The sequence below is a fragment of the Amycolatopsis sp. NPDC088138 genome (assembly GCF_044741685.1).
Classification (GTDB): domain Bacteria; phylum Actinomycetota; class Actinomycetes; order Mycobacteriales; family Pseudonocardiaceae; genus Amycolatopsis.
Genome location: NZ_JBIUTB010000002.1, coordinates 763,736 through 789,866, shown reverse-complemented (window position 1 = coordinate 789,866; position 26,131 = coordinate 763,736). Strand labels below are relative to the sequence as shown.

Here is a 26,131-nt window from a genome sequence, read left to right as displayed (position 1 = left end):
CTTCGGACGGTCGACCGTCCACTTGGAATTTTTCAAACGGGTAACTCTGTCAACCAGTCGGGTATTTACCACAGTGACCGTCCCCTCGCAACGGTCTCTGCGCGCCGCTCCAGTGCCGCTCGAGCAGCGGCCGACAGGATCCGACACCCACCAAGCAGGGAGGAAACATGCGAGGAGCACGCAGCCCGTGGTCGCTGGCGGCCGCGGTCGCCTTGGCGGCCGGGGCGCTCGGCATCGTCCCCGGCGTCGCGTCGGCGGCCGGGACCACCTGGTACGTCGACTGCGCCGGGGGCAACGACAGCAACACCGGCACCAGCACGGCCCAGCCGTGGAAGACCTTGAACCGGGCCAACACCACCGTTTTCCACGCCGGCGACAAGATCCTGCTGAAGCGCGGCACCCAGTGCACCGGGACGCTCGCGCCACAGGGGTCCGGGACGGCGAGCCAGCCGATCAACGCCGGCGCGTACGGGCAGGGGGCCAAGCCGAAGATCGCGGCGAACGGCGCGCTGGCCGCGGTGCTGCTCAAGGACGTCCAGGGCTGGGAGGTGCGCGACCTGGACCTGTCCAACACCGGGGCCGCTCCACAAGCGACGGACGTCCGGTTCGGGCTGTACGTCGTGCTGACCGACTTCGGCACCGGGCACCACTATGTAGTGCAGAACGTCGACGTCCACGACGTCAACGGCTGCGACTGCCAGAACCCGCACCAGCTCGTGCCCAGCGGCGGCATCGGGTTCAAGGCGGCCGGTTCCACCGTGCCCACCACCTTCGACGACATCTCCGTCGACCACGACACGATCACCAAGGCCGACCGCCAGGGCATCGTGACCTCTTCGGACTGGGAGAAGCGCGCCGAGTACCCGCAGGGCCGCGGCACGAGCTTCGCCCCGATCACCGGGCTCAAGGTGCACGACAACGTGATCAAGAACGTCGGCGGTGACGGCATCGCGGTCTTCAACAGCGTGAACGCGCTCGTGGAGGCCAACGTGCTGCGCGACTTCGCACAACGGTCCGCGCAGTACAGCGGCGGAATGTACGCCTACAACTCCGACGGCACGGTCTTCCGCTCCAACGACGCGTCCAGCGTCGCGGGGCCCCTGCCCGCCCAGCCGTACTACTTCGAGACGGCCAACAACGGCACCGTCTTCGAATACAACTACAGCCAGAACAACAGCGGCGGCGCGATGGGCATGTGCAACGACGTCGGCGTCACGGCCAAGAACAACGTGTTCCGCTACAACATCAGCCAGAACGACAACGGCACCGGTGCCTATCCCTGGGGGGACAAGATCGGGGTGGTCACCCTGCTCTGCGGCGCGGTCACCGACATGAGCGTGTACGGCAACACCTTCTACAGCACCACCGCCGAGCGGCTGGTCGCCAACGCCGGGTCCCCGGCGCTCAAGTTCACCGACAACATCTTCGTCGGGCGCGCGGCCGGTTCGGCCATCGACGACCCGAGCGGCCTCTACGACCACAACGTCTACTACCACGTCACCACGGTCCCGGCGAACGACGCGCACGCGCTGGTCCTCGACCCGATGCTCCTCGGCCCCGGCTCCGCCTCCTCGCGCGGCACCGCGGCCGGCTACCGGCTGCTCGCGGGCTCGCCCGCGCTGAGTGCGGGTGTCCCGGTCGCGAACAACGGCGGGCGGGACTACTTCTCCTTCCCGATCCCGGACAAGCCCAGCATCGGGGCCTACGCCGGCCCCACCGGGGTCCGGACTTTCCAGTAGTACCAACGCACAGAGGCGGGGCCGGGGCGAAGTGCCCCGGCCCCGCCTCTGTGCGTTCAGCCCTGTTCGTGCATGAGCAGCAGCCCGTAGGCCGCCAGGGTCGAGCTGTCGGTGATCACCCCGGCGCGCACCATCCGGCAGAACTCCGCCCGCGGCACGAACCGGTGCACCATGTCCTGCTCCTCGGGTTCCCGCGCGGGCTCCCCCGGCGTCAGCCCGGTGGCCAGGAACACCGTGAAACCCTGGTCGGACGTGCCGTGCGCGCCGTGCAGGAACCCGAGCACGGTCATGGTCGCGGCGTGCAGGCCGGTCTCCTCGGCCAGCTCGGCCCGGCCCAGCCGCTCGGGGTCGACGGCGCGCCGGTCGGGGAAGCTGCCCTGCGGGAAGCTCCACGTGCGCGCGCCGATCGGGTACCGGTACTCCTCGACGAGGTGGAACCCGCCGCGTTCGGCCGGGACCACCACGGCGAAGTCCGGCTTCTCCAGGAACCCGTAGATCCCTTCGGACCGGTCCGGGCGGACGATCCGGTCCTCCCGCACGGTCATCCACCGGTTGCGGTAGACGACCTTGCTGGCCACGCGGCGGATCGACGGCCCGGCCACGTCAGCGGGCCCCGGTGTCGGCCTGGGCCAGCCACCAGCCGGCGTCCCGAGCCCAGGCCACGGTCTTCGCGATCCCGTCGGACAGGGACGTCCCGGGGTGCCAGCCCAGCACACCCGCGGCCTTGGTGTTGTCCGGCACGCGGCGGGGCACGTCCTGGTAGCTGTCGCTGAGCTGCTCGGCCGTGCGGACCGAGACGGCCTCCTCCGCGAAACCGGTGTGCCGGCGGATCAGGCCGACGACCTCCCCGACCGTCGTCTCGGTCATGCTGCCGAGGTTGAACGACTCGCCGAGCGCCTTCGGGCTGTCGGCCGCCAGGAGCGTGCCTTCGATGATGTCGTCGATGAACGTGAAGCACCGGGTGTGCGAGCCGTCGTCGTAGACGACCGGGACGCGGCCGTTCAGCGCCCGGTGGATCGAGCGGCTGACGATGTAGGCGGGGCGCTGCCGCGGGCCGTAGGCGTTGAAGTACCGCACGATCGTCGCGTCGAGCCCGTGCTGCTGGACGAACGCCGTCACCAGGTGCTCGCTCAGCGCCTTGCTCGTGGCGTAGGTCCAGCGGGACGCCGAGGTCGGGCCGAGCACGCGGTCGCCGTCCTCCCGCCACGGCGTGACCGGGTTCTTCCCGAACACCTCGCTCGTGCTGGCGAGCACCAGCAGCGACCCCGCCGCGGTGGTGAGGTCGACGACGTTGCGCGTGGCCGAGAAGTTCGTGTCGATCACGTCCACCGGTTGCGCGAGGTACTGGTCGACGCCGACGACGGCGGCCAGGTGGTAGACGACGTCGACCCGGCCGGTGATGACGTCGGCGAGCCGGTCGGCGTCGCGGACGTCGCCGGCCACGAACTCCGCGTGCTCCCGGGCCAGCGCCTGGTCCGCCGGGGGCGGCGTCCGGTCGAAGACCGTGACCCGGTCGCCCCGGGTGATGAGCTGTTCCACCAGGTGGCTGCCGATGAACCCGCAGCCACCCGTGACCACCACTTCGGACACGGTCTACCTCCCGATCCCGCGATAGACGAAACCCATGGCGCGCAACGACTCGATCTTCTCCACCGGGAAGTAGGCGCGGCCGTCGACGACGACGCACGACTCGGCGACCGGCAGCGACCCGTAGTCGATGGTCTCGAAGTCGCGGTGGTGGGCGAGGATCGCGACGCAGTCGGCGTCGCGGACCGCCTCCGCCACCGAGTTCGACGGCCGGATCCCGAACAGCTCCTTGACCTCGGTGTCGTCGGCCAGCGGATCGTGCACCCGGACGATCGCGCCCCGGTCGACCAGCGCGTCGACCGCGTCCTTGACCGGGGTGGCGCGCAGGTCGCCGGTGTTGTTCTTGAACGCCAGGCCGAGCACCGCGATCCGGGCGCCCTCCGGCTTCTTCCCGAGCTCGGCCAGCTCGTCGAAGACCAGCTGGGCGGTGTACTCGGGCATCTGCGCGTTGACCTCGCGGCCGACGGCGGCGGTCCGGATGTCCAGTCCGTTGTCGCGGGCCGAGCGCCAGACCATCCACGGGTCCTTGGTCAGGCACGATCCCCCGACGCCGACGCTCGGCAGCAGGATGTTGACGTTGCCCGTGCCCTTGGGGACGGTGTTCGCCGCCTTGATCACCTCGAGCACGTCGACGTCGAAGAGCGCGCAGAACTTCGCCAGCTCGTTGCCGAGCGCGATGTTCAGGTCGATCCACCAGTTGTCCGCGAGCTTCACGCACTCGGCCGCTTCGAGCGTGCTCATGGTGAGCACCTCGACGCCGAGCGACTCCCGCCAGAACTGCGCGGCCGAGATCGTGCTCGCCGCGTCGAGGCCGCCGGCGACGACCGGCAGGGTGCGCAGCTCCGCCAGCGCCGTGCCCTCCGCGAGGCGTTCCGGGGAGAACGCCAGGCCGAAGTCGCGCCCGGCGGTCAGCCCGCTGCGCTCCAGCAGCGGGCGCACCAGGTTCCGGGTCGACCCCAGCGGCACCGTGCTCTTGAGCACGACCAGCTGGTCCTTGCGCAGGTGCCGGGCCAGCGTCTCGCACGCGGCGCGCAGCTGGCGGTCGTCGAGCGAACCGTCGTCGCGCACCGGGGTGCCGACCACCAGCAGCACGACGTCGACCCGCGCCACGGCCGCGTAGTCCGTGGTGCAGGTCAGGCGGCCGCCGCCGACCGCGCGGCCCAGCAGCTCCGCCAGCTCCTGCTCCTGGAACCGGCAGTAGCCGTGGTTCAGCTCCTCGACGAGGTCGCCGTCGGTGTCCACCCCGACCACGGTGGCGCCCCGATCGGCGAGCGTGCCCGCGACACAGGATCCGACGTAGCCGAGGCCGACCACCGCCACGGACTTTCTCTCGTGCTCAGTCACCGGGCTCACGGGAACTCCAATCGACCGTCAGGTTGAGCGCGGCGAGCAGGGTCCTCGCCTGGACGTTGACGTAGTTGCTGTGCTCGACCAGTGCCGAGAGCTCGCCGCGGGTGACCCAGCGGAAGCCGGGCGGTGGCGCGAAGTCGTCGCTCTCCACGACCAGGTAGCGGCTCACGGCGTTCAGGAACCGGCCGCCCTCTTCGGAAAGCACGGTGCCGAACCGGATCCGGGACGGGTCGGCGGTGAGCACCTCGTCGAGGAACCGCGGCCGCGCGTCCGGGTAGTTCTCCGGGATGGCCTGCACCGTCGGGGCCAGCTCGACCCCGTGCTGCAGCCCGCATTCCGGCTTCGCCTGGACCAGCACGTGCGGCACCCCGCGCCGCTCGCACATCAGGAACGCGTTGACGCCGAGGCCGTGCGGCTCCAGCAGCGGCTGGGTCCAGCTGCCGACCTCGCGGCTCGCGGCGCGGATCGTGGTGGCGACGATGCTGAAGTACCGGCCGCTGACGTGGTGGATCGACATGTCGTCACGCCGCCAGCCCGCCGTCCCGGTCAACGGCGCCGGGGCCGCGCGCAGGACTCCGCGCGCCCGGATCTCGGTGAGCCAGGAGACCAGGCCCCGCACCGCGGCCCGCGACGGGACGTCGGCCCCGGTCGCGGGCCCGCAGCCGAGGACGGTCCGGGAGTCCATGTTCACCACGTTGTCGTGGTGGAGCAGCTCGCCGATCTCGCCGAGGGTCAGCCACCGGAAGTCGTCCAGCAGCGGCACGTCCTCGTCGGTCTCGACGATCATGTTCCGGTTGGCCTTGCGGAAGAACCAGGCGCCGTGCTCGGACTGCAGGACGTCGGCCAGCACCCGCACCCGGTCGAGCTCGACGAAGTACTCGGCGTACTTCACCGCCGAGCCGCCGTGCACGCGCGTGAGGTTGCTCGGCGTCGCCTGGACGGTCGGCGAGAGCTGGACCAGGTTGCAGTTCCCCGGCTCCATCTTGGCCTGCATCAGGAAGTGCAGGACGCCGTCGAACTCCTTGGCCAGGATGCCGAGGATGGCCGCCTCGGGCTGGTCGATGATCGGCTGCTCCCACTGCGGGACCGCGCCGTCGCGGACGGTGGCGCGCACGCCGTGCACCGAGAAGAACCGGCCGCTGCGGTGCCCGAGGTTGCCGGTGACCGGGTCGAAGTCCCAGTTCGCCAGCTCGGCGAACGGCACCCGCCGGACGCTGAAGTCGTTGGCCCGCGCCCGTTTGTCCATCCAGGCGAGGACGTCGTCCGCCCCGGCGCCCGGCGACGCGGCCGAGTGCGCGAACCGGTCGGCGAGCCGCTGCTCGAGCAGGTCCGTCCCCGACGTCACCCGATCCCGCCGTCCACCGGGACGACCGCACCGGTGACGTAGCGGGCGAGGTCGCTCGCCAGCCAGAGCACGGCGTCGCCGACCTCGTCCGGGGTGCCGAACCGGCCGAGCGCGATCTTTTCGGTGTAGCGCTTGGTCATCGCCTCGCGCTGCTCGGCGGGCATCGCGTCCATCGCCTCGGTGCGCATGACACCGAGCGACAGCACGTTGAAGCGGATGCCCTTCGTGCCGAACTCGCGTGCGAGCGAACGGTTCAGCCCGACCAGGGCCGCCTTCGTCGCGGTGTAGTGGGCGCGCAGCGGGATTCCGGCGTCGACCGACTTCGAGCCGATGCTGATCACCGAGCTGCCCTCGCGCAGCAACGGCAGCGCGTGCTGGATCACCAGGTGCACCGCGGTGACGTTGGTGGCGAGCGTGCGCTGCCAGTCCTCGAAGGACAGCTTCGCGTACGGGACGTGGTTGATCACCCCGGCGTTGTTGACCACCAGGTCCAGCCGGCCGAACCGCTGCTCGCACTCGCCGACGAGCTCGGCGACCTGCTCCGGGTCGGCGAGATCGGCCCGGACGACGTGGTGCCGGCCGCCGATCTCCTTGAGCTCACGGGCCAGCGAGGCCGCGGCGTCGCTCTCCTGCCGGTGGCACGTCACGACGTCGACGCCGTGGCGCGCGAGCTTGAGCACCACCCCCCGGCCGATACCCCGGGTACCGCCGGTGACCAGCGCCGTCCTGCCGCTGAGACCGAGATCCATGTCCGTCCTCCGTTCTGGCCGCCGTGATCACCCCGGCCGGCCGGTGGCTCGCCTGAACCGCGGGCTCGATGCTGTCCGCCGCTCCTGGTCCGATGCTCGATCCGCGGTGGAGCGCCGGTGCTCTTCTCCTTGCAGATCGGCGAAAAGCGCGCGCCGCAGCCCGATGGTGAAGCGTTCGACGACGGCCCGTTCGGCCGGCGAAAAGTCTTCGAGCACGCGCCGCAGCACTGTCGAAGCCGGCGTCTCAGCGCCGCCGGGCAGCAGCTCCACGAGGACCTTGCGCCGGTCATCGCGATCCCGGGCGCGGCGCACGAACCCGGCCCGTTCCAGCCGGTCGAGGACGCCCGTGACCGCACCGGTCGACAGCCCGGTCAGCCGGGCGATCCGGCCGGCGGTGAGCGTGCCGGGCGGGTGGGACGCGGCCACGTTCAGCACGTGCCGCTCGGTGACCGACCGGCTGCTGCGCCGGGAGTCCCGGCACAGCAGGAGCGTGGCGGTGTCGCGGCAGAGCGTGGAAAACCAGTCGAGCAGCGCGTCCGGCACGGGGTGTTGCGGTTCTCTCGTCACGTCGGACCTCCCGCGACGCAGCTTCGCGGGCCGGGGTCGAGCGCTTCTCCCACCGCGGCTCGAGGCGGGCGCGCGAGGCTGCCGGAGGCGATCACCCGGACGAGAGGCGAAAACCCATGGATACACAGGTCGAGGCGCTGGAGACCGGGCGCACCTTCAACCTGTTCGACCCGAACCTGCCCCCGGAGCAGCAGGTGCTCGGCCTGTTCTACGCCAAGTGGATCCTCGGCGCGCTCCGCGCCGTGGTCGAGCTCGAGGTGCCGGACGTGCTGGCCGATGGCCCGCTGACCGCGGAGGAGATCGCGGCGAAGACCGACACCCACGCGGACGCGCTCTACCGCGTCCTGCGCGCGGTGTCCGCGTCGGGGATCATCGCCGAGCGCCCCGACGGCCGGTTCGAGCTGACCCCGCTGTCGGCGGGCCTGGTCTCGACCGCCGAACGCGGTATCCGTGACATGTTCCTGTTCGCCTCCGACCCGATGTTCCTGCGGCCGTACGAGGACGTCGCGTACTCCGTGCGCACCGGCGGCACGGCGTTCGAGCACATCTTCGGGATGCCGTTCTACGACTACCTGAAGGTCAACCCGGCCAGCAGCTCGCTGCTCAACCGGGCGATGGAGCAGAACCACTGGCCGCTGTCGGACCGGATCTTCGAGGAGTTCGACTTCAGCCGGTTCAAGACCATCGCCGACATCGGCGGCGGCAAGGGCCAGTTCCTGGCGGAGATCCTCCGCCGTCACCCCGGCGTCACCGGCGTCCTGGCCGACCAGCCGCAGACCGTCAACGAGGCCAAGAAGGTCCTTGAGGACGCCGGCGTCGCGGACCGCGTCGAGATCGTGCCGACCGACTTCTTCGTCGAGGTCCCGGCGGGGTATGACGCTTACTTCGTCAAGCACACCCTGCACAACTTCGGCAACGACGCCGCGAAGCACATCCTGTCCCGGGTGCGCGCGGCCGTCGGCGACAACCCGGCGGCGCGGCTGCTCATCGTCGACCAGATGATCACCGGCCCCGGCGAGTGGGACACCGCGAAGCTGATCGACGTGGAAGCGCTTTCGGTGATCGGCGGCCGCGAGCGCAGCCGTCAGGAGTGGGACGAGGTGGCGAGCGCGGCCGGCTTCGAGCCGGTCAACGAGCCGGAGCCGGGTGGCCTGGTGATGCTCGAGTACCGGCCCGTTTAGGGTTCGCGCGACGCAGGGCTCGGACGCTGGAACGGGCTTGTCCCGCCGAAACCCGGTGACGGCTCCGCCTCGGGGCGCAGTGCCGGACAGCTGCCAGCGTTCGTCGATGGAGGATTTGGGACGTTGAACGTCCAAAATCCTCCATCGACACCTCGCGGGCCAATGTGGCGTTGGGTGCGTTGAATCCGCACTGCGCGCGAAGCGCATCCGTTGAGGGTGGCGGCGGGGCATGGATGGAGCACCCAAGGCGCGCACGCCAGGCGCGGTCGGCGTAAGCCGGCGCGATGAGCAGCGCCCGAGACCCCGGGGCGCCGGTCGTGTGCGGGACTCCCCGCGGCCGGCGCCCCGCGACCAGATCGGGGAAACCCCTTGTCCCCAGGCAAACACGTCCGGATCGGTGTTCTCGGCTGCGCGGGTGTCGCGCGGCGGCGGTTCCTGCCCGCCGTCGCCGCGGTGCCCGAGCTGGAGCTCACCGCCGTGGCCAGCCGCACTCCTCAGCGGGCCGCGGAGTTCGCCGCCGAGTTCGGCGGTGCGGCCGTCACCGGCTACCGGAACCTCCTCGAGCGCGACGACGTCGACGCCGTCTACGTGCCGCTCCCGACCGGCCTGCACCACGACTGGGTGCGGCAGGCGCTCGAGGCCGGGAAGCACGTGCTGGCCGAGAAACCTCTCGCGACGAACCTCGCCGAGGCTGCCGAGCTGGTCGAGCTGGCCCGGCGGAACAGGTTGCTGCTGCGGGAGAACCTGATGTTCCTGCACCACTCCCAGCACGCCGCCGTGCGCGAGCTGGTCGCCGGGGGCGAGATCGGCGACCTCCGGTCGATCGCCGCCGTGTTCGGGCACCCGGCCCTGCCCGACGGCGACGTCCGGTACCGGCCGGAGCTCGGCGGCGGGTGCCTGCTCGACGTCGGTGTCTACCCGATCCGGCTGGCGCAGTTCTTCGAGGCCGGGCCCTGGCAGGTGGCCGGGGCGGTGCTGCGGCCGGGAACGCGGGGCGTGGACGTCGCCGGGAGCGCCCTCCTGCGGTCGGCGAACCAGGTGACGGCGCAGCTGGAGTTCGGGTTCGACCACTACTACCGCAACGTCTACCGGCTCTGGGGCACCGAGGGGCTCGTCACCGTGCGGCACGCCTTCACCCCGGGGCCGGCGAAACGGCCGTCCGTCACGCTCGAACGTCCGGATCGGACGGTCGAGCTGGCCCTGCCCGCGGACGACCAGTTCCGCAACGCCGCCACGGCCTTCGCCCGGGACGTCCTCGCCGGCGCCGGTGTCGACGACACCGGGGACGCCCAGGAGATCCGGCGCCAGGCCACGCTGGTCGACGCCGTGCGCGGCGCGGCCTCACCGGCGCCCGAGGCCGGGTAGAGCCCGCGGGCCCACCCTGGTCCGGTGAAGGGAATCGTGCTCGCGGGTGGCAGCGGAACACGGCTGCACCCGATCACGCAAGCGGTGTCCAAGCAGCTGCTCCCGTTGTACGACAAGCCGATGGTCTACCACCCGCTCTCGGTGCTGATGCTCGCCGGGATCCGGGAGATCCTCGTCATCTCGACACCCGAGGACCTGCCCCGGTTCGAACGGCTGCTCGGCACCGGCGAGCAGTTCGGCCTGTCACTCACCTACGCCCCGCAGCCGCGGCCGAACGGGATCGCCGAGGCGTTCGTCATCGGCGCCGACCACATCGGGGACGATCCGGTCGCGCTGATCCTCGGGGACAACCTCTTCCACGGCCCGGACTTCTCGCCTCTCCTGCGGCGCAAGGCGTCCGAAGTGGACGGTTGTGTGCTCTTCGGGCACGCGGTCGACGAACCGAGCCGGTACGGCGTGGCGGAGCTGGACGACGACGGACGGCTGGTCTCGATCGAGGAGAAACCCGCGGTGCCCCGGTCCGACCTCGCCGTCACCGGCCTGTACTTCTACGCGAACGACGTCGTCGACCTCGCGAAGAACCTCACCCCGTCGGCGCGGGGCGAGCTGGAGATCACCGACGTCAACGCGGCCTACGTCGAGCGCGGCACGGCCGAGCTGGTCCGGCTGGGCCGCGGGTTCGCCTGGCTCGACACCGGCACCCCGGACTCGCTGCTGGAGGCGGCCCGGTACGTCCAGGTGCTCGAGCACCGCACCGGCGTCCGGATCGGCTGCCTCGAGGAAGTCGCGCTGCGCATGGGGTTCATCGACGCGGACGCCTGCCGCCGGCTCGGCGAGCGGATGGGCGGCTCGCCGTACGGGGCGTACGTGCGGGCGGTCGCCGGTGATCACCCCAACACGAATCCAGGCCGCCCCGAGCGGCCCGCCCCAGACTCGGCCCGGACGAGCCGTCCGGGCCCGTCGTGAGGCGCGAAGGAGAGCTTCCCGTGCGAGTGTTGGTACTCCCGCCGGCCATGGCCGTGACCCATTTCCTCGCGCAGGTTCCGCTGATCTGGGCCTTGCGCACGGCCGGCCACGACATCCTCGTCGCCGGCTCGGCCGACCTGGAACAGGCGGCGCTGTCGGCCGGGCTCGGCTTCGCCGAGCTCGGGTCCGCGAAACCCCTGGAAGACGCGGCGGGGAGCCTGCCGGAAGACACCTTCCCCGCGCCGGAGTGGACGGACCGGGAGAAGACCGAGCTGGGCCGGTTCCTCTGGCAGACGATCGCCGACATGCAGGCGGCCTACGCCGCCGACCACATCGCCGAGTACCGCGCGTTCGCCGAGTCGTGGCGCCCGGACCTGCTGCTGGCCGACCACACCGCGCTCATCGCCCGCCCGCTCGGCGCGCTGCTCGGCGTCCCGGTCGTGACGCACCGGTGGGGCGTCGACCCGACCGGCGAGCTGTACCGCGAACGCGCCCGGCAGCAGCTGCAGCCGCTCTGCGAGGAACTCGGCCTCCCGGGCCTGCCCGATCCCGACGCGCTCGTCGACCCGTGCCCGCCCAGCCTGCAGCACGAAAGCGCGGTGCCCGGCCTGCCGATGCGCTATCTCCCGTTCAACGGCCCCGGGGTCATGCCGGAGTGGGCGCGGGCGAAGTCCGGCAAGCGGCGCGTCTGCCTCTGCCCGGGCCGGACGCTGGTGCCGACCTGCGGGCCCGCGCCGGTCCAGCGCGCGGCCGAGGCGATCGACGGGCTCCCGGACGTCGAGGCGATCGTGGCACTGACCCCGGCGGACCGGGTGCGCGTCGGCCCGCTGCCGAAGAGCTTCCGCGTCGTCGAGCAGCTCCCGCTGAGCCTCTTCCTCGACACGTGCGACCTGATGGTCCTGCTCGGCGGCAGCGGCGTCGGGCTCACCGCGACGTCGTTCGGCCTGCCGCAGGTCGTGCTGCCGCAGTGGTTCGACCAGTTCGACTACGGCCGGCGGCTCGAGGCCGCGGGCGCCGGGCGGTCGATCGACACCCGGGCGGGCCAGGCCGACATCGCGCACGTCCGGAGCACGATCGCGGCGGTGCTGGACGACCCGTCCTACCGCGCGGGCGCCGAGCGGCTGCGGGACGAGATCCGGTCGGGACCGCTGCCCGCCACCGTCGTCGCCGAGCTGGAACGGCTGGTGCGGCAGCCGGTCCGGACGTCCTGATGGAGATCGTCGGCACCGGGTTCATCGCGCGCAACCTGCGGCCGGAGGCGGACCGGTTCCCCGGCGTGACCGTCCTGGCCGCCGGGGTGTCGCGGATCCGCTCGGTGCCCGAAGCCGAGTTCGACCGCGAGAAGGACCTGGTGCAGCAGGTCGCCACGCGCTGCCGGCGGGAGGGCCGTCAGCTGGTGCTCCTGTCCACGTCGACCTACGCCATGTACGGCACTCCCGCCGAACCGGCCGCGGAGGACACGCCCGTCTCGCCCGCTTCCCCCTACGGCAAGCACAAACGCGAGCTGGAGCTGGCCGTCGCCGACGCGGTGCCGGACTGGCTGGTGCTGCGCCTGACCCACGTCGTCGGCGGCGACCAGCCGCCGTGGCACCTGCTGCCCAGCCTGGTCGGGCAGCTGCGGACCGGCACGGTGACCGTGCACGCCGGGGCGCACCGGGACCTCGTCGACGTCGGCGACGTCCGCGCGGCCCTGACCGGCCTGCTCGAAGCCGGGGTGAACCGCGAGATCGTCAACGTCGCCAGCGGCACGCCGTTCGCCATCGAGTCCGTTGTGGACAGTGTGGAACGGCGGCTGGGGACGACGGTGGGCCGCGAGGTCGTCACCGGGAGCTCCGGGCGCACCCTGGTTTCCATCGCGAAGCTGCGCCGGTACGTGCCCGAGCTCGCCGCCGGACTCGGCGGCGAAAGGTATCTCAACCGCCTCGTCGACCGGTACGCGCCGTGTTACGACGGGCCTGGACAGCGAGGTGAGGCATGACCACCGAACCGAAGACCGCGTTCGAGGAGATCAAGATCGGCGGCGGGCGCAGGATCGCCTGCGACGCCGCGTTCGAGACCGAGATCGTCTGGGAGCAGCTGCGCACCAGCGGCCTCTACGCCGAGGCCGTCGCCGGCCTGCGCGCGGGGGACGTGATCGTCGACGTCGGTGCCCACATCGGACTGGCCGCGATCCTCTTCACCGATCTCGTGCCCGGCCTGGAGATCCTCGGCTTCGAGCCGGCACCGCGGTCGTACGCCTGTCTCGAGCTGAACCAGGCGCGGCACCTGCCGACGACGACCATCTCGCGGCTGGCGATCGGCACCCGCCCGGGCACCGCGGAGCTCACCTACTACCCGGGGCACACGACGCTGGCGACGCTCTTCGTCGACGACGCCGACGACGTGCGGAACATGGAGTCGGTGATGAACCACCGGGACGTGCCGCCGGACATGCGGGCGGAGTTCTGGCCGACGTTCCGGGCCGATCCCCAGACGGTCACCGTCGAGGTGACCACCCTGGAGCAGCAGCTGACCGAGCGTGGGATCGACGAGGTCGCCCTGCTCAAGGTGGACGTCGAACGGGCCGAGCTGGACGTCCTCGACAGCGTCGGCGCCCACCGCTGGCCCGCCATCCGGCGGGTCGTGGTCGAGGTGCACGACCTCGACGGCCAGCTGGGCCGGGTGACGTCGCTGCTCGAAGGCCACGGCTACACGGTGCGGGTCGCCACCGAGGACGACTTCGCCGAAGGCAGCATCCGGATGGTCGTGGCGAGCCGGGACTGAGGTTCAGTCCTCCTCGTCGTCCTTCGCCTCCGGCGCGTCCTCGCCCGGCACGACGTCGAGGCCGAGGAGCTTGCCCAGCACGACCATCTGCTCGGCGTAGTGCTCGATGAACTCGGGCGAGCGGGGGTCGGCCCGGCACAGGCCTTCGATGACGTGCGGGAGCGTGGTGGTCGCCATCGCCGCGCCCATCAGCATGATCGTCAGGCACGCCGGGTCGACCTCGGGGGCCAGCTTGCCCTCCGCCTGGAGGGCGCGGAACTGGTCGACGTTGCGCTGCAGCCGCTCGGACCGGGGCGCGTGGTCGTAGTCGGTCTCCGGACCGGAGTACTCGAGGCCGCCCCAGGCCATCAGCCGGACGCCCTCGGGGTTCTTCAGCGCCTCGAGCGCGTACAGCCGGATCTGCTCGGCCAGCGACCCCTTCTCGTGCAGGAGCTCGCCTTCGCGCTCCCGCCAGCGTTCCGAGATCGCCTGGTAGAGGCCCTCTTTGCCGTCGAAGTAGTACGAGATCAGCTGCTGGTTGACCCCCGCCCGGGCCGCGATCGTGCTCGTGCGGGCACCGGCGTACCCGTGCTGGGCGAACTCCGCCACCGCGGCGTCCACGATCAGCCGCCGGGTGCGTTCGGGATCCCGCTGACGTTCCTGGGGCTTGGGCGAGCGGCGCGGCTTGGACTGGGGCACGGCCCAATGATACCCGCGCGTGACGGTGTCACCAGTGGATCGAACGAGGTCAAGTACTCAATGGATTGACACAAGTACTCATGTGATTGATTATAAGACGCCCACCGGACGACAGGAAAGCGGGCCGCGACGTGAACAGACATCCCCTCAGGTGGTGGGCGCTGGCGGTGGCCGTCGTGGCCATCCTCGTGGACATGGTCGACAACCAGATCGTCACCGTGGCCCTGCCGACCATCAAGGACCAGCTCGGCACCGGCGAAGCCGCGCTGCAGTGGATTTCCGCCGGGTACGCGCTGGGGTTCGCGCTCACCCTGATCACCGGGGGCCGGCTCGGTGACCGGTACGGCACCAAGAAGCTCTTCCTGCTCGGCATGGCCACGTTCACGATCGCGTCCCTGGTGGCCGGGCTGGCCCCGGGGATCGGCGCGCTGATCACCGCCCGGGTGGTGCAGGGCGTCGGCTCGGGGCTGATGGCCCCGCAGGTGATGTCGTTCGTCTACACCGAGTTCGGCGACGACGAACGCCCGCGCGCGATGGCGATCTGCTCCAGCGCCTTCCCGATCGGCGGGCTGGCCGGGCCGCTGCTGGGCGGCGTGATCACCCAGGGCGACCTGTTCGGCTTCGGCTGGCGGGCGATCTTCCTGGTGAACGTGCCGTTCGGCGTCCTCGCGGTGCTCGGCGCCCTGGTGACCATGCCGACCCGGCCGGGCACGCCGGGCCAGCGGATCGACCGGACCGGCCTCGTGCTGCTGACCGCCGGGCTGTTCGCGCTCTTCTACCCGGTGGTCCAGGGCCGCGAGCTGCACTGGCCACTGTGGATGGTCGTGCTGCTCGTCGCGGCCGTCCCGCTGCTCGGCGCGTTCGCCTACCAGCAGCGCGCGCTGGCCCGGCGCGGCGGGGAACCGCTGATCCCGCCGGACCTGCTGCGCTACCGGAACCTGACCGCGGGGCAGGCGGTCCTGTTCACGATCAACGCGGCGACGGGCGTCTTCTTCGTCCTCACCCTGCACCTGCAGCTCGGGCTGGGGTATTCGCCGTTGCAGACGGCCTTGACGTTCCTCCCGGCGGCCGCCGGCATCGTGCTGGGCGGGGTCGTCGCGGTGCGGCTGGCCGTGCCGCTGGGCCGCCGGCTGGTCGCCGTCGCCATGGCGGTGCTGGCCGTGAGCCTGGGGGTCATCGCGCTCCTCGTCGTGACGCTCGGCCCCGACCTGGACGCGTGGGCCCTGCTCGGGCCGGCGGTCACCTTCGGCCTCGGCATGGGGACCGCGATGAACTCCCTGATCATCCGGGCCATGTCGGAAGTCCAGCCGTACCAGGCGGGTTCGGCGTCCGGCCTGATGAACACGACCGTCCAGCTCGGGGTGGCGACCGGGATCGCGTTGTTCGGCACGGTGTTCTTCGCGCGGCTGCCGGGCGGGTTCGAGCCCGCCACGACGACGGCGCTAGCGCTCGGCACTGGAGTACTGGTCGTGGGCCTGCTGTTCACCGCGGCCCTGCCGAGCGTCCGCCGCGCTGGTGCGGCCGGCCGGCCGCACCAGGAGAGGAAGGTCACGCCATGACCGAGCCGTACGACCTCGAGACCACCGTTCTCGTTGTGGGAGGAGGCATCGCCGGGCTGTCCACGGCGTTCTTCCTGGGGCGCCTCGGGGTCCGTTCGACACTGGTCGAGCGGCACCCGTCCACGGCGATCCTGCCGCAGGCGCGGGCGATCAACCCGCGGTCGATGGAGATCTACCGCAGCCTCGGGCTGGAGGAGGAGATCCGCGGCCGCACGTCGATCCTGGCGGAGCTGCCCGAGATGATCGGCGTCGAGACGCTCACCGGCCAGGAACGCTTCCGCATCGACCAGCTCGCCATGATCCGGCCCGCGGCGGCGCTCAGCCCGACCGACTGGGCGCTGATCGACCAGGACGACCTCGAACGGATCGTGCGGGCGCACGCGGAGGAGTGCGGCGCCGACGTCCGGTTCGGCACCGAGCTCGTCTCGCTCGACGCCGACGACGAGGGCGTCACGGTGCTCGTCCGCGAGCTGCAAACCGGTACCGAGCGGCGGATCCGGGCCCGGTACGTCGTGGCCGCGGACGGGCACCGCGCCGGCGTCCGCAAGCTGCTCGGTGTCGGCGCCGACGTGCTCCTGCCGGCGGTCGAGACCACGTACGCGGTGTTCGACGCCGACCTCACCGACGCCGTCCGCGACCGGAAGTTCCTGCTGGCCTACCTCGACCGGCCGACCCAGGGCACGGTGCTGGTGCCGCTGCGCACCCTCGGCCGCTGGATGCTGGGGGTGCCGAACCCGCCGGAGCCGGCCGACAAGTCGGACGAGACCGTGGACCGGCAGTGCGTCGAGTTCGTCCGCGAGGCCGTCGGCGACCCGGATCTCGACGTCACCCTGGTGCCGCCGGTGCCGGGCTGGGACCGGAAGGTCTCGCACAGCTCGACCGGCGGCTGGGTCGCGCACAACCTGCGGGTGGGCCGGGTGTTCTTCGCCGGCGACGCGGCCCACGTCGTGCCGCCGTCCGGGTCCTACGGGGCGACCACCGGCATCCAGGACGCGCACAACCTGGCGTGGAAGCTCGCCGCGGTGGTCAAGGGCGAGGCCGGGCCGGAGCTGCTGGACACCTACGAGCAGGAGCGCCTGCCGGTCGCGCGGGTCACGCTCGACCAGGCACTGCTGCTGCTCCACGTGCGTCACGGCGGCTCACAGGAGGAGCTGGCCTCGATCGACGACATGGCGATGATGTTCGGCTACCGCTACGACTCCGCGGCGATCCGCACGGACGCCCCGGCGCCGGACGGGCTGGTCGAGGACCCCCACTCGCCGACGGGACGGCCGGGCCTGCGCGCCCCGCACGTCTGGCTGGAGCGGGGGGCCGACCGGGTGTCCACTGTGGACCTCTTCACCGGCGCGTTCACCCTGCTGGCCGGTGCGGACGGCGAGGACTGGATTCCCGCGGCTTCTCGCGCCGCCGCGGCTCTCGGCATCGAGCTGTCCGCCCAGCGGATCGGCGGCGAACTGCGTGACGTCGACGGGGATTTCCTACGCAGCTACGGCCTGTCGGCGACCGGCGCCACTCTCGTACGGCCGGACGGCTTCGTCTGCTGGCGCTCCACCGACGCGGTCGCCGACCCTGAGGCGACACTGCGCGAGGTGCTGGTCGGCTTGCTGGCGAGGAAGCAGCCCAGCGCGGTCTGAGGGAAAGTCCGTGAAGGCCACATCGAGGGACTCTGAGTCCCTCGATGTGGCCTTCACGGACTTGGGCGTTGCGGTCAGCGGGTCGTCAGCGGCAGGCTGGTCACGCCGCACAGGAAGAACGCCGGCACCGGGCGCATCTGGTGGTTGGCGATGGCCCATTCCCCGGGCAGGTGGTCCAGCAGTGCCTCCACCGCCGCCTTCGCGGCCAGGCGGCCCAGCGGGGCACCCAGGCAGTAGTGGACGCCGTGGCCGAAGCCCAGGTGCGGTTCGCGGCGGTGCGGGTCGTAGCGGTCCGGGTCCGTGAAGTGCTCCTCGTCCCGGTTGGCCGAGCCGAGGTAGGCGAACACCCGCTCCCCCGCCGGGATCACCGTGTCGCCGAGGCGGACCGCCGTGCGCGTCACGCGGACCAGGATCTGGACCGGCGACAGGTAGCGGTTGGCCTCCTCGACGGCCGCCGGGATCAGCGTCCGGTCCGCGCGCAGCTCCGCCAGGACCCCGGGGTGCCAGGCCAGGCAGATCACCGTGTTGCCGATGAGGTTGGCCGTGGTCTCGTTGCCGGCGACCAGCAGCAGGTAGCAGAACGCGACCAGCTCCTCCGGCGTCAGCCCGCCACCGTCCACTTCGGCCCGGATCAGCGCGTCGATCAGGTCGTCACCCGGCTCGCGGCGGCGGCGCTCGATGGTCGCGGCGACGTAGTCCCGCATCTCGCCGAGGCGCCGCGCGACCTCCGCGTCGTCCGGGCGCTTGTCGTGGGACATGAAGATCTCCGACCACAGCTTGAAGTCGGCGTGCCGGTGCGGTTCGACGCCGAGGATCTCGGCGATCACCATGATCGGCAGCGGCGCGGCGAGCGTGGTGACGACGTCCGGCTCCGGCCCGGTGCCCGCGAGCTGCTTCGCCGCCAGCTCCGCGATCTTCGGGCCCAGCGCGGCGATCCGGCGCGGGGTGAACGCGTGGTTGGCCAGCGTCCGCAGCCGCCGGTGCTCCGGCGGGTCCTGCCGCATCATGGTCTCGCCCAGCAGGTTCTGCCCGAACGGGACCTTCGCGGAGAACCGCTCGTGGTCGTTGATCACCTGCTTGACGTCCGCGTGGCGGTACACGTGCCAGCAGCCGTCGTCACCGAGCACCACGGGCCGTGTCCGCCGGAACCCGCGGTAGTCGCGGTACCGGCCGGTCAGCTCGTCGAGGTTCGCCATCCCCACTCCTCTACCAAGTCTTGAGCATTCCCGCGTCGAGGACGTAGTCGGTGCCGACCGCGCTGGGCACCCGGTCCGAGGCCAGCAGCAGCACCAGCGCCGCGACCTCCTCGGGCTCGACCAGGGCTCCCGTCGACAGCCCGAGCCGGGCCGGCAGCGCGGCCAGGAACTCGTCGCCGGTCTGGCCCGCCTTGGCGGCGCGTTCCGGCGCCGTCCAGGTCCGGGTGCGCACCGGCCCCGGGGAGACGGTGTTCACCCGGACTCCCGCGGGCGCCAGCTCGTCGCCGAGCGCGCGGCCGAAACTGACCAGCGCGGACTTCGCCGCGCTGTAGGCCATCAGCCGCGGTGTCGCGAGCCGCGCGTTGACCGAGGCGATCGTGACGATCGCGCCGCGGGTGGCGAGCAGGCTCGGCACCGCGGCCCGGGCGGCGCGGACCGCGCTGAAGAAGTTCAGGTCGAACACGTGCGCCCAGGTGGCGTCGTCGAGGGCGAGGAACCCGTCGGGTGGTGGCGGGCTGCCGCCGACGTTGTTCACCAGCAGGTCCAGCCCGCCGAGCGTCTCGACGGCGTGCCCAACCAGCCTGCCTGGTCCATCCACAGTGGACAGATCGACGGCCGCCGAGGCGGGCGCCAGCTCACGCAGCTCCTCGGGCACGGTCCGCGCGCCGCCGACGACGACGGCGCCCTCCGCGACGAGTGCGCGGACCACGGCCAGCCCGATCCCGTGCGACGCCCCCGTGACGACGGCCTTCTTCCCCGCGAGCCCCAGTTCCATGGCCCCACCGTGGCGGGTGGCGCTCGAGCCGCGCTGACGGCCGCCCGGGTTCACGGCGGGTCGAGGGGAAGTCGAGCAGCGGCCCCGACGATCCGGTGGTCCGCGATCCGTCATCCGAGACTCGCTGGACAGGGAGGCGAGCATGTGCGGCATCACCGGGTGGGTGGACTACTCCCGCGATCTGACCCTCGCGCGGGCGACGCTGGAGACGATGACCCGGGTCCTGGGCAACCGGGGCCCGGACTCCGAGGGGGTGTGGCTCGACCGGCACGCCGGGCTCGGGCACGCCCGCACCGCCGTCATCGACCTGGCCGGCGGGCTGCAGCCCATGGTGGCCGAGGACGACGGCGAGGTCCGCGCGGCGGTCACCTACGGCGGCGAGGTCTACAACTTCCGCGAAGTGCGCGAACAGCTGAGCAAGGCCGGGCACCGGTTCCGCACGGACAGTGACACCGAGGTGGTGCTGCGGGCCTACCTGGAGTGGGGCGAGGACTGCGCGACCCACCTCGAAGGCATGTTCGCCATCGCGATCTGGGACCCGCGGCGCGAGGAGCTCTTCCTGGCTCGCGACCGGATCGGCATCAAGCCGCTCTTCTACGCGCCGCTGCCCGACGGCGTCGTGTTCGGTTCGGAACCCAAGGCGCTGCTGGCGAACCCCGCGCTGCGGCCGGTCGTCGACCGGCAGGGCCTGCGTGAGCTGCTGTCCACCGCGAAGGCGCCGGGCACGTCGGTCTTCCGCGACATGCGGGAGCTGAAGCCCGGCCACACCGCCGTGGTGAGCCGCCGGGGCATCCGCGAGCGCCGGTACTGGGAGCTGCGCGCGACCCGGCACACCGACGACCTGCCGACGACGATCGCCACCGTGCGCTCCCTGCTGGAGGACATCGTCGAGCGGGAGCTCAACTCCGACGTCCCGCTGTGCTCGGCACTGTCCGGCGGCCTCGACTCCAGCACCCTCACCGCGTTCGCGGCGGAGGCGCTCGGCGCGCACGGCCGCCGCGTGCGGACCATCACCACCACGTTCGACGGGTACGGCGACAACTTCCGCCCCGACGACACCCGCGGCGCGCCGGACGGCCCGTTCGCGGCGAAGGTGGTGCGCGCGTTCGGCACCGAGCACGTCGACATCGTGCTGGGCACGGCGGACCTCGTCGAGCCGGCGACCCGGCTGGCGACCGTCCGCGCCCAGGACATGCCGACGCCGTACGGCGACATGGACGCCTCGCTCTTCCAGACCTTCCGCCGCATCAAGCAGCACTCGACCGTCGCGCTGCTCGGCGAGGGCGCGGACGAGCTGTTCGGCGGGTACGTCTGGATGCACCAGCCGGAGTTCACCGGCGCGGGCACCTTTCCCTGGATCGCGCGGGAACAGCTGCACGACGGCTCCCGCACCGCGGGGCTGGGCCGCGGCCTGTTCGACGCCGGCCTGCTCGACAAGATCGACATGCCGGGCCACTACGCCGCGCTGCACCGCCAGGCCATCGCGAACGCCCCGCACCAGGACGGCGAAAGCGCCGAAGAACGCCTGATGCGCGACGTGTGCTTCCAGCACCTGACCCACTGGCTGCCGATGCTGCTCGACCGCGACGACCGGCTCAGCATGGCGTCGGGGCTCGAGGTGCGCGTCCCGTTCTGCGACCACCGGCTCGTCGAGTACCTCTACAACACGCCGTGGTCGATGAAGACCTTCGACGGCAGCGAAAAGAGCATCCTGCGCTCGACGGTCGAGGACGTCCTGCCCCACGACGTGCTGTGGCGGCGCAAGAGCCCGTGGCCGGTGACGCAGGACCCGACCTACACCCACGCGCTGCACCGCGAGCTGGTGACGCTGCTGGCCGATCCCGACGCCCCGGTGCGGCAGCTGATCGACGTCGACGCCGCCCGCCTGGCCGCGGCCGACGACTCGGCCGAGGCGTACGGGTGGCACAGCCGGATGAACATCGAGCTGGTGCTCCAGCTCGACCTGTGGCTGCGCGACTACGACGTCGAACTGGCCGTCTGAACCGATGACCGCCGAGAACCGCACAGGGAGGACGAAGATGCCCGACACGACACCGCGGCCGCTGCCGCTGGCCCGGCGGTGCCCGCTCGACCCGCCGGAGGAGTACACCAGCCTGCGCGCCGAGTGCCCGGTGAGCCCGCTGGCGCTGCCGGACGGCAACGTCGGCTGGCTCGTCTCCGGGTTCGACGAGGTGGCGGCCGCGCTGGTCGACCCCGCGGTGAGCGCCAAGCGGAAGTTCCAGACGAACGTCTCGCCGGTGACGCTGACGCCGGAGGAGTTCGTCGCGTCCGGGTTCGGCGACTCGTTCATCGGGATGGACGCCCCGGAGCACACCCGCTACCGGAAGATGCTCACCGGGCAGTTCACCGTGCGCCGGCTGAAAGCGCTTGCGCCGCGGATCGAGCAGATCGTCACCGATCACCTCGACGTCCTGGTCGAGAAGGGCCCGCCGGCGGAGCTGGTCCGGGACTTCACGCAGCCGGTGCCGTCGCTGGTGATCTGCGAGCTGCTCGGCATGCCCTACGCCGACAGCGCGGAGTTCGAGCGCAACGTCGACGTCATGATGCGGCTCGAGCGCAGCAAGGACGAGCTGCTGGGCGCGATGACCGCGATGGGCTCCTACATGCACGAGCTGGTCCGCACCAAGCGCGCGAACCCGGACGACGGCCTGATCAGCGGGCTCATCCGGGACACCCCGTCCGACGGCGTCCCGCTGACCGACGAAGAGCTGGCCGGGATCGGCAACCTGCTGATGATCGCCGGGTACGCGACCACGGCGAACATGATCACCATGGGCACGCTCGCGCTGCTGACCCACCGGGAGCAGTGGGACGCGCTGCGCGCGGACCCGGCGCTCGTCGAGAACGGCGTCGAGGAGATCCTGCGGTACCTGTCGGTCGCGCCGTTCGGGCTGCCGCGCACCGCGAAGGAAGACACCGAAATCGGCGGGCAGCGGATCCGGGCCGGCGATCCGATCGTGCTGTCGATCGAGGCCGCCAACCGGGACCCGGGCACGTTCGAGGACCCGGACTCCTTCGACGTCACCAGGAAACGGCAGCGGCACGTCGGGTTCGCCTACGGCGCCCACCAGTGCCTCGGCCAGCAGCTCGCCCGGCTGGAGCTGGGGATCGTGTTCGGCGAGCTGGTCCGGCGGCTGCCGCAGCTGCGGCTGACCGTGCCGCTCGAAGACGTCCCCATGCGCGACGACATGCAGATCTACGGCGCCCACGAGCTGCCGGTCACCTGGTGACGCCCACCCACACGGAGGTACCGCGATGACGTCCACCCAGAAGAAGCCCGCGCTCCCGGCGCACGAGACGGAGGCGGGCCGGACGCTCAGCCACCTCGTCTACCGCCCGTGGGACGGCCAGCTCGTGGCCGCCGCCGTCCGGTTCGGACTGGCCGAGAAGCTCGCCGACGGGCCGCGTTCCGCGAGCTCGTTCGCGGCGGAGATCGGCGGGAACCCCCGCACGGTCGAACAGTTCCTGCGCGCGTGCGGGGTGCTCTCCCTGGTCGAGCGCAACGCGCGTGGCGAGTACGCCCTCACCGAACTCGGCGCCGCGCTGCGCGCGGACACCGGGCTGCTGGCCAACATGGCGCTGATGCAGATGGGCGAGGGCATGTGGAACCGGATGGCCCGGCTCCACGAGACCGTCCTGACCGGACGCCCGATCCGCGACGAGCGCGGTGAAGAGCTTTACGACTACTACACCCGTCACCCGGAGGAGCGCGGCTGGCACGCGGCCGCGATGGCCGACCTGACCGCCGACGCCGGGCAGGCGCTGGCCGAGCAGTACGACTTCGGGCCGTACCAGGAGATCGTCGACATCGGCGGCAGCATGGGCCTGCTGCTGTCGAAGGTCCTGCCGGCCGCCCCGCACGTCCACGGCACGGTCGTCGACCGCCCGCCGATCGTGGAGAACGCACGCGAGGTGGCCCGGACGTACGGCCTGGGTGATCGCCTTTCCTTCACCGGCGGGGACTTCTTCGCCAGCGACCTGCCCAAGGGCGACCTGTACCTGCTGAAGACGGTCCTCTGCGACTGGGGTGACGAGAACGCCGCGCGCATCCTCGCCAACGCGTTCCGCTGCACCCCGCCGGGCGCCAAGCTGGCGGTGATCGACTGGGTCCGCCCGGACGACCCGGCCCCGCACGAGCTGGACATCATGAGCATCTCGCTGGAGGTGGTCACGGGCGGCCGGGTGCGGACCGAGGCGGAGTTCGTGGCGCTCATCGAGAGCGTGGGATACCGGTTCGACAGCACGAAGACGGTGGCGAGCCGGGCCCGGTCCCGGCCGTGGTACGTCCTGGAGGCGACCCGCCCGTAGGACGGCGGACGATCGCGGCCCCGGCGCACCTCGCGCCGGGGCCGGTCGTGTGTCCGCGGTTGGTCGACAGCGGTCCGGTCATGCTCCCCAATGTGGACTTTGGACGCGTCTCACCAGGATCTGCCGGGCTGCGGGGCTCCTGGGTCGCGGTGCCGGACTGCGATGCACCCAAGGCGCTCGGGACCGGCACCGGGAACACGGCGAACCCGGGCGGGTACCCGCCCGGGTTCGCCTGTGCGGTCCTCGCGCCACGCCTGGGGAAACGAGCCCGAGGACCTTTCCGCCGCACCTGTTCGCAGGTGCACGGTGAGCCCGCGCCGGACGCCGGCCCCCGGCGCTGCTCCCGCCGGGGGCCGGTCGTCACTACGCCAGCGCGAGGATCTCCCGCAGCACCTGCCGCAGGTCCTGCTCCGGGCGCGCCGGGACCTCGTCGGCGCGCCAGGCGACGAACCCGTCCGGGCGGACGAGGGACGCGCCCGACGGGCCGATGCCGTAGGCCTCCGGGAAGCGCTTGTCCGGGTCCTGGACGTCGTCCTCCACGCGGTGGACGTCCAGCTCGATCCCGAGCTCCTCCGCCACGGCCTCGGCCGCCGCGGTCCAGGGCGCGCCCTCGGGGCCGGCCAGCAGGGTGAACGTCCCGCCGCACAGGTCCACTGTGGACACCCGGGCGCCGCCGCGCTCCAGCCACACGTGCGGTGCGCGCAGCCCGGGACGGCCGCTGGGCGTCCGGGGGTCCTCGACCGGTGTGTCGGGCGTGCCCGGCTCGGTGCGCACGGCCGCGGACCGGTACCGGTAGCCGTGGGCCATGGTCACCTCGTCGATCCGCGTGGCCTCGTCGCCCTCGGCGTAGTGGCGGGCGTCGAGGATCTGCAGCGCGGTGTCCATCGTGGTCCGGGCCACCGGGTGGCGCTCGGCCTCGTAGGTGTCCAGCAGGTCCGGCCCGGCCTGCCCGTGGAGCACGGCGGCGAGCTTCCAGGCCAGGTTGTGCGCGTCCGCGATGCCGGTGTTGGCGCCGAACGAGCCGGTCGGCGGCACGACGTGCGCGCAGTCGCCTGCGAAGAACACCCGGCCGACGCGGTAGTGCTGGGCGACCATCGCGCCGATCCGGACGTCCATCAGCATCCGGCTCCACCCCGGCACCGGCGGCACCAGCGTGAGGTCGAGGTCCGGGATGCCGACGGCGGTGCGGGCCAGCTCGGCGCAACGCTGCTCGGTGAAGTCGTCGAGGCTCTCACCCTGGTCGGCCTGGAACGGCACCCCGAGCATCCACCGGCCGAGCCGGCCCAGCGGGACGAGCACCGTGCCGGTCTTCGGCTGGTCGAAGTAGGCGAGCAGGAACCGGCGGTCCCGCAGCACGTCGCCGAGGTCGGCGTCGAAGAGGAAGTGCGCGGCGTGCCCCAGGACGCCGGGGCCGTCCGCCTCGACACCGAGCTGGTGGCGGATGCCGGCTCGGTTGCCGTCCGCGGCGATCAGGTAGTCGGCGCGGATCCGGGACTCGGTGCCGGTGCCGAGGTCGCGGACGGTGGCCGTCACGCCCTCGGCGGCGTTGTCGAAGGACACGAGCTCGGTGGCGAAGCGGACGTCGGCACCGGCCTCCTCGGCGTGGGCGCGCACGACGCGCTCCAGCTCGTCCTGGTCGATCATCGCCCAGTCGACCGGGCTGATCCCGCCTGGACGGACCTGGGCGAGCATGTCGATGCGGAAGCGCTCGTCGCCGGCCAGGGTGTCCGCGCCGATCATCTCCGGCATGTCGGCCAGGATCGACTGGTGCTCGCGGATCTCCTCCTCGAGCCCGAACGTCCGGAAGATCTCGAGCGACCGGGCGTTGAACGCCCGCGCCTGCGGCATGATCGCCGTCGACGGGTGCCGCTCGACCAGCGTCACCCCGACTCCTTGCCGCGCAAGGAAGAACGCCGCGGACAGGCCGGTGATGCCGCCACCCACGACGAGCACCGAGGTCTCGTGGTCGTGCGGTCCGGTCATGGTGGAACCCCCTCTTTCTGCTGGTCGGATGAGACCATAATCAAGGTTTCAGGCGGCTGTGTCAACCAGTTACATAATTGACTGGCCTTGCCGTTCGCCTGAAAGACTCTGACCAGGCATTATGTAGATCGACAGGGTGAACGAAGGCTCCGAGAGGAGCGTCTCTGACGGCCTCCGTCAGCGCCCTGCGAATGATCGTCAAGCTCGTGGGGGCATCCTTGACGGGAAAGGTGCCGTGACGGTTACTCACACCCTTCCTGCCCGGGGACCCGGGCAGTCCTGGGGAGGACAACGGTGTGACGGCGCGGACAGCAGCCGGAAACCTAAAATCTGGGGGCTTCAGTGTTGCGTATCAACCTTCTCGG

General features: G+C 71.7%; 22 protein-coding genes. 12 read left to right on the top strand and 10 right to left on the bottom strand.

Features of this window, described 5'->3' with window-relative positions:
* The first annotated feature begins 167 nt into the window (after positions 1-167).
* Positions 168-1,739, top strand: coding sequence for a right-handed parallel beta-helix repeat-containing protein (locus tag ACIOD2_RS11205; RefSeq protein ID WP_400536646.1), 1,572 nt, complete (start codon positions 168-170; stop codon positions 1,737-1,739).
* A 56-nt stretch (positions 1,740-1,795) separates the two neighbouring features.
* Here ACIOD2_RS11205 and ACIOD2_RS11200 read toward each other — a convergent pair whose 3' ends face one another.
* The 6 genes from ACIOD2_RS11200 to ACIOD2_RS11175 are packed head-to-tail and all read right to left on the bottom strand — an operon-like array spanning position 1,796 to position 7,337.
* Complete coding sequence (locus ACIOD2_RS11200) at positions 1,796-2,317, bottom strand: NUDIX domain-containing protein (RefSeq protein ID WP_400536645.1); 522 nt, start codon at positions 2,315-2,317, stop codon at positions 1,796-1,798.
* A 25-nt stretch (positions 2,318-2,342) separates the two neighbouring features.
* Positions 2,343-3,329 (bottom strand): NAD-dependent epimerase/dehydratase family protein, encoded by a 987-nt coding sequence (locus ACIOD2_RS11195; protein WP_400536644.1) that lies wholly within the window; start codon positions 3,327-3,329, stop codon positions 2,343-2,345.
* A 3-nt stretch (positions 3,330-3,332) separates the two neighbouring features.
* The gene (locus tag ACIOD2_RS11190) at positions 3,333-4,670 is read right to left on the bottom strand and encodes a nucleotide sugar dehydrogenase (RefSeq protein WP_400536643.1); all 1,338 of its coding nucleotides are present in this window, start codon (positions 4,668-4,670) and stop codon (positions 3,333-3,335) included.
* A complete protein-coding gene (locus tag ACIOD2_RS11185) occupies positions 4,663-6,021 on the bottom strand; it encodes an NDP-hexose 2,3-dehydratase family protein (protein ID WP_400536642.1) in 1,359 nt (452 codons plus the stop codon). Before ACIOD2_RS11185 ends, ACIOD2_RS11190 begins: the two co-directional genes overlap by 8 nt.
* Positions 6,018-6,770 (bottom strand): SDR family NAD(P)-dependent oxidoreductase, encoded by a 753-nt coding sequence (locus ACIOD2_RS11180; RefSeq protein WP_400536641.1) that lies wholly within the window; start codon positions 6,768-6,770, stop codon positions 6,018-6,020. The genes ACIOD2_RS11185 and ACIOD2_RS11180 overlap by 4 nt, the downstream gene beginning before the upstream one ends.
* Positions 6,771-6,797: 27 nt before the next feature.
* The gene (locus ACIOD2_RS11175; RefSeq protein ID WP_400536640.1) at positions 6,798-7,337 is read right to left on the bottom strand and encodes a MarR family transcriptional regulator; all 540 of its coding nucleotides are present in this window, start codon (positions 7,335-7,337) and stop codon (positions 6,798-6,800) included.
* Positions 7,338-7,453: 116 nt separating this feature from the next.
* Here ACIOD2_RS11175 and ACIOD2_RS11170 point away from each other — a divergent pair, with 116 nt between their 5' ends.
* The 6 genes from ACIOD2_RS11170 to ACIOD2_RS11145 all read left to right on the top strand — a co-directional run bounded on the left by ACIOD2_RS11170 (position 7,454) and on the right by ACIOD2_RS11145 (position 13,612).
* On the top strand, positions 7,454-8,518 hold the full coding sequence (locus tag ACIOD2_RS11170; protein WP_400536639.1) for a methyltransferase: 1,065 nt from the start codon (positions 7,454-7,456) through the stop codon (positions 8,516-8,518).
* 369 nt (positions 8,519-8,887) lie between these two features.
* The gene (locus ACIOD2_RS11165) at positions 8,888-9,883 is read left to right on the top strand and encodes a Gfo/Idh/MocA family protein (protein WP_400536638.1); all 996 of its coding nucleotides are present in this window, start codon (positions 8,888-8,890) and stop codon (positions 9,881-9,883) included.
* A 24-nt stretch (positions 9,884-9,907) separates the two neighbouring features.
* On the top strand, positions 9,908-10,849 hold the full coding sequence (rfbA, locus tag ACIOD2_RS11160) for a glucose-1-phosphate thymidylyltransferase RfbA (RefSeq protein WP_400536637.1): 942 nt from the start codon (positions 9,908-9,910) through the stop codon (positions 10,847-10,849).
* A 20-nt stretch (positions 10,850-10,869) separates the two neighbouring features.
* Positions 10,870-12,060 (top strand): nucleotide disphospho-sugar-binding domain-containing protein, encoded by a 1,191-nt coding sequence (locus ACIOD2_RS11155; RefSeq protein WP_400536636.1) that lies wholly within the window; start codon positions 10,870-10,872, stop codon positions 12,058-12,060.
* A complete protein-coding gene (locus tag ACIOD2_RS11150) occupies positions 12,060-12,827 on the top strand; it encodes an NAD-dependent epimerase/dehydratase family protein (protein ID WP_400536635.1) in 768 nt (255 codons plus the stop codon). Before ACIOD2_RS11155 ends, ACIOD2_RS11150 begins: the two co-directional genes overlap by 1 nt.
* Positions 12,824-13,612, top strand: a complete 789-nt coding sequence (locus ACIOD2_RS11145) for an FkbM family methyltransferase (RefSeq protein WP_400536634.1) — start codon at positions 12,824-12,826, stop codon at positions 13,610-13,612. The genes ACIOD2_RS11150 and ACIOD2_RS11145 overlap by 4 nt, the downstream gene beginning before the upstream one ends.
* Before the next feature lie 3 nt (positions 13,613-13,615).
* Here ACIOD2_RS11145 and ACIOD2_RS11140 read toward each other — a convergent pair whose 3' ends face one another.
* The gene (locus tag ACIOD2_RS11140) at positions 13,616-14,290 is read right to left on the bottom strand and encodes a TetR/AcrR family transcriptional regulator (RefSeq protein ID WP_400536633.1); all 675 of its coding nucleotides are present in this window, start codon (positions 14,288-14,290) and stop codon (positions 13,616-13,618) included.
* A 131-nt stretch (positions 14,291-14,421) separates the two neighbouring features.
* On the opposite strand from ACIOD2_RS11140, the gene ACIOD2_RS11135 reads away from it, so the two are divergent.
* Both ACIOD2_RS11135 and ACIOD2_RS11130 read left to right on the top strand, forming a co-directional pair.
* Positions 14,422-15,849: an MFS transporter gene (locus ACIOD2_RS11135; RefSeq protein WP_400536632.1), complete on the top strand. Its 1,428-nt coding sequence runs from the start codon at positions 14,422-14,424 to the stop codon at positions 15,847-15,849.
* Positions 15,846-17,483 carry an FAD-dependent oxidoreductase gene (locus ACIOD2_RS11130; RefSeq protein ID WP_400536631.1) on the top strand — a complete coding sequence of 546 codons (1,638 nt, stop codon included), beginning with the start codon at positions 15,846-15,848 and terminating at the stop codon, positions 17,481-17,483. The genes ACIOD2_RS11135 and ACIOD2_RS11130 overlap by 4 nt, the downstream gene beginning before the upstream one ends.
* A 74-nt stretch (positions 17,484-17,557) precedes the next feature.
* Here ACIOD2_RS11130 and ACIOD2_RS11125 read toward each other — a convergent pair whose 3' ends face one another.
* Positions 17,558-18,679, bottom strand: coding sequence for a cytochrome P450 (locus ACIOD2_RS11125; RefSeq protein WP_400536630.1), 1,122 nt, complete (start codon positions 18,677-18,679; stop codon positions 17,558-17,560).
* Between the two features lie 10 nt (positions 18,680-18,689).
* Positions 18,690-19,454 (bottom strand): SDR family oxidoreductase, encoded by a 765-nt coding sequence (locus ACIOD2_RS11120; RefSeq protein ID WP_400536629.1) that lies wholly within the window; start codon positions 19,452-19,454, stop codon positions 18,690-18,692.
* A 142-nt stretch (positions 19,455-19,596) separates the two neighbouring features.
* Between ACIOD2_RS11120 and asnB the strand changes: the two genes are divergently transcribed.
* The 3 genes from asnB to ACIOD2_RS11105 are packed head-to-tail and all read left to right on the top strand — an operon-like array spanning position 19,597 to position 23,783.
* The gene (gene asnB, locus ACIOD2_RS11115; protein WP_400536628.1) at positions 19,597-21,456 is read left to right on the top strand and encodes an asparagine synthase (glutamine-hydrolyzing); all 1,860 of its coding nucleotides are present in this window, start codon (positions 19,597-19,599) and stop codon (positions 21,454-21,456) included.
* Positions 21,457-21,493: 37 nt separating this feature from the next.
* A complete protein-coding gene (locus ACIOD2_RS11110) occupies positions 21,494-22,705 on the top strand; it encodes a cytochrome P450 (protein WP_400536627.1) in 1,212 nt (403 codons plus the stop codon).
* Positions 22,706-22,730: 25 nt separating this feature from the next.
* Positions 22,731-23,783 (top strand): methyltransferase, encoded by a 1,053-nt coding sequence (locus ACIOD2_RS11105; RefSeq protein WP_400536626.1) that lies wholly within the window; start codon positions 22,731-22,733, stop codon positions 23,781-23,783.
* 363 nt (positions 23,784-24,146) lie between these two features.
* Here ACIOD2_RS11105 and ACIOD2_RS11100 read toward each other — a convergent pair whose 3' ends face one another.
* Positions 24,147-25,766, bottom strand: a complete 1,620-nt coding sequence (locus ACIOD2_RS11100; RefSeq protein ID WP_400536625.1) for an FAD-dependent oxidoreductase — start codon at positions 25,764-25,766, stop codon at positions 24,147-24,149.
* Between the last annotated feature and the right edge of the window lie 365 nt (positions 25,767-26,131).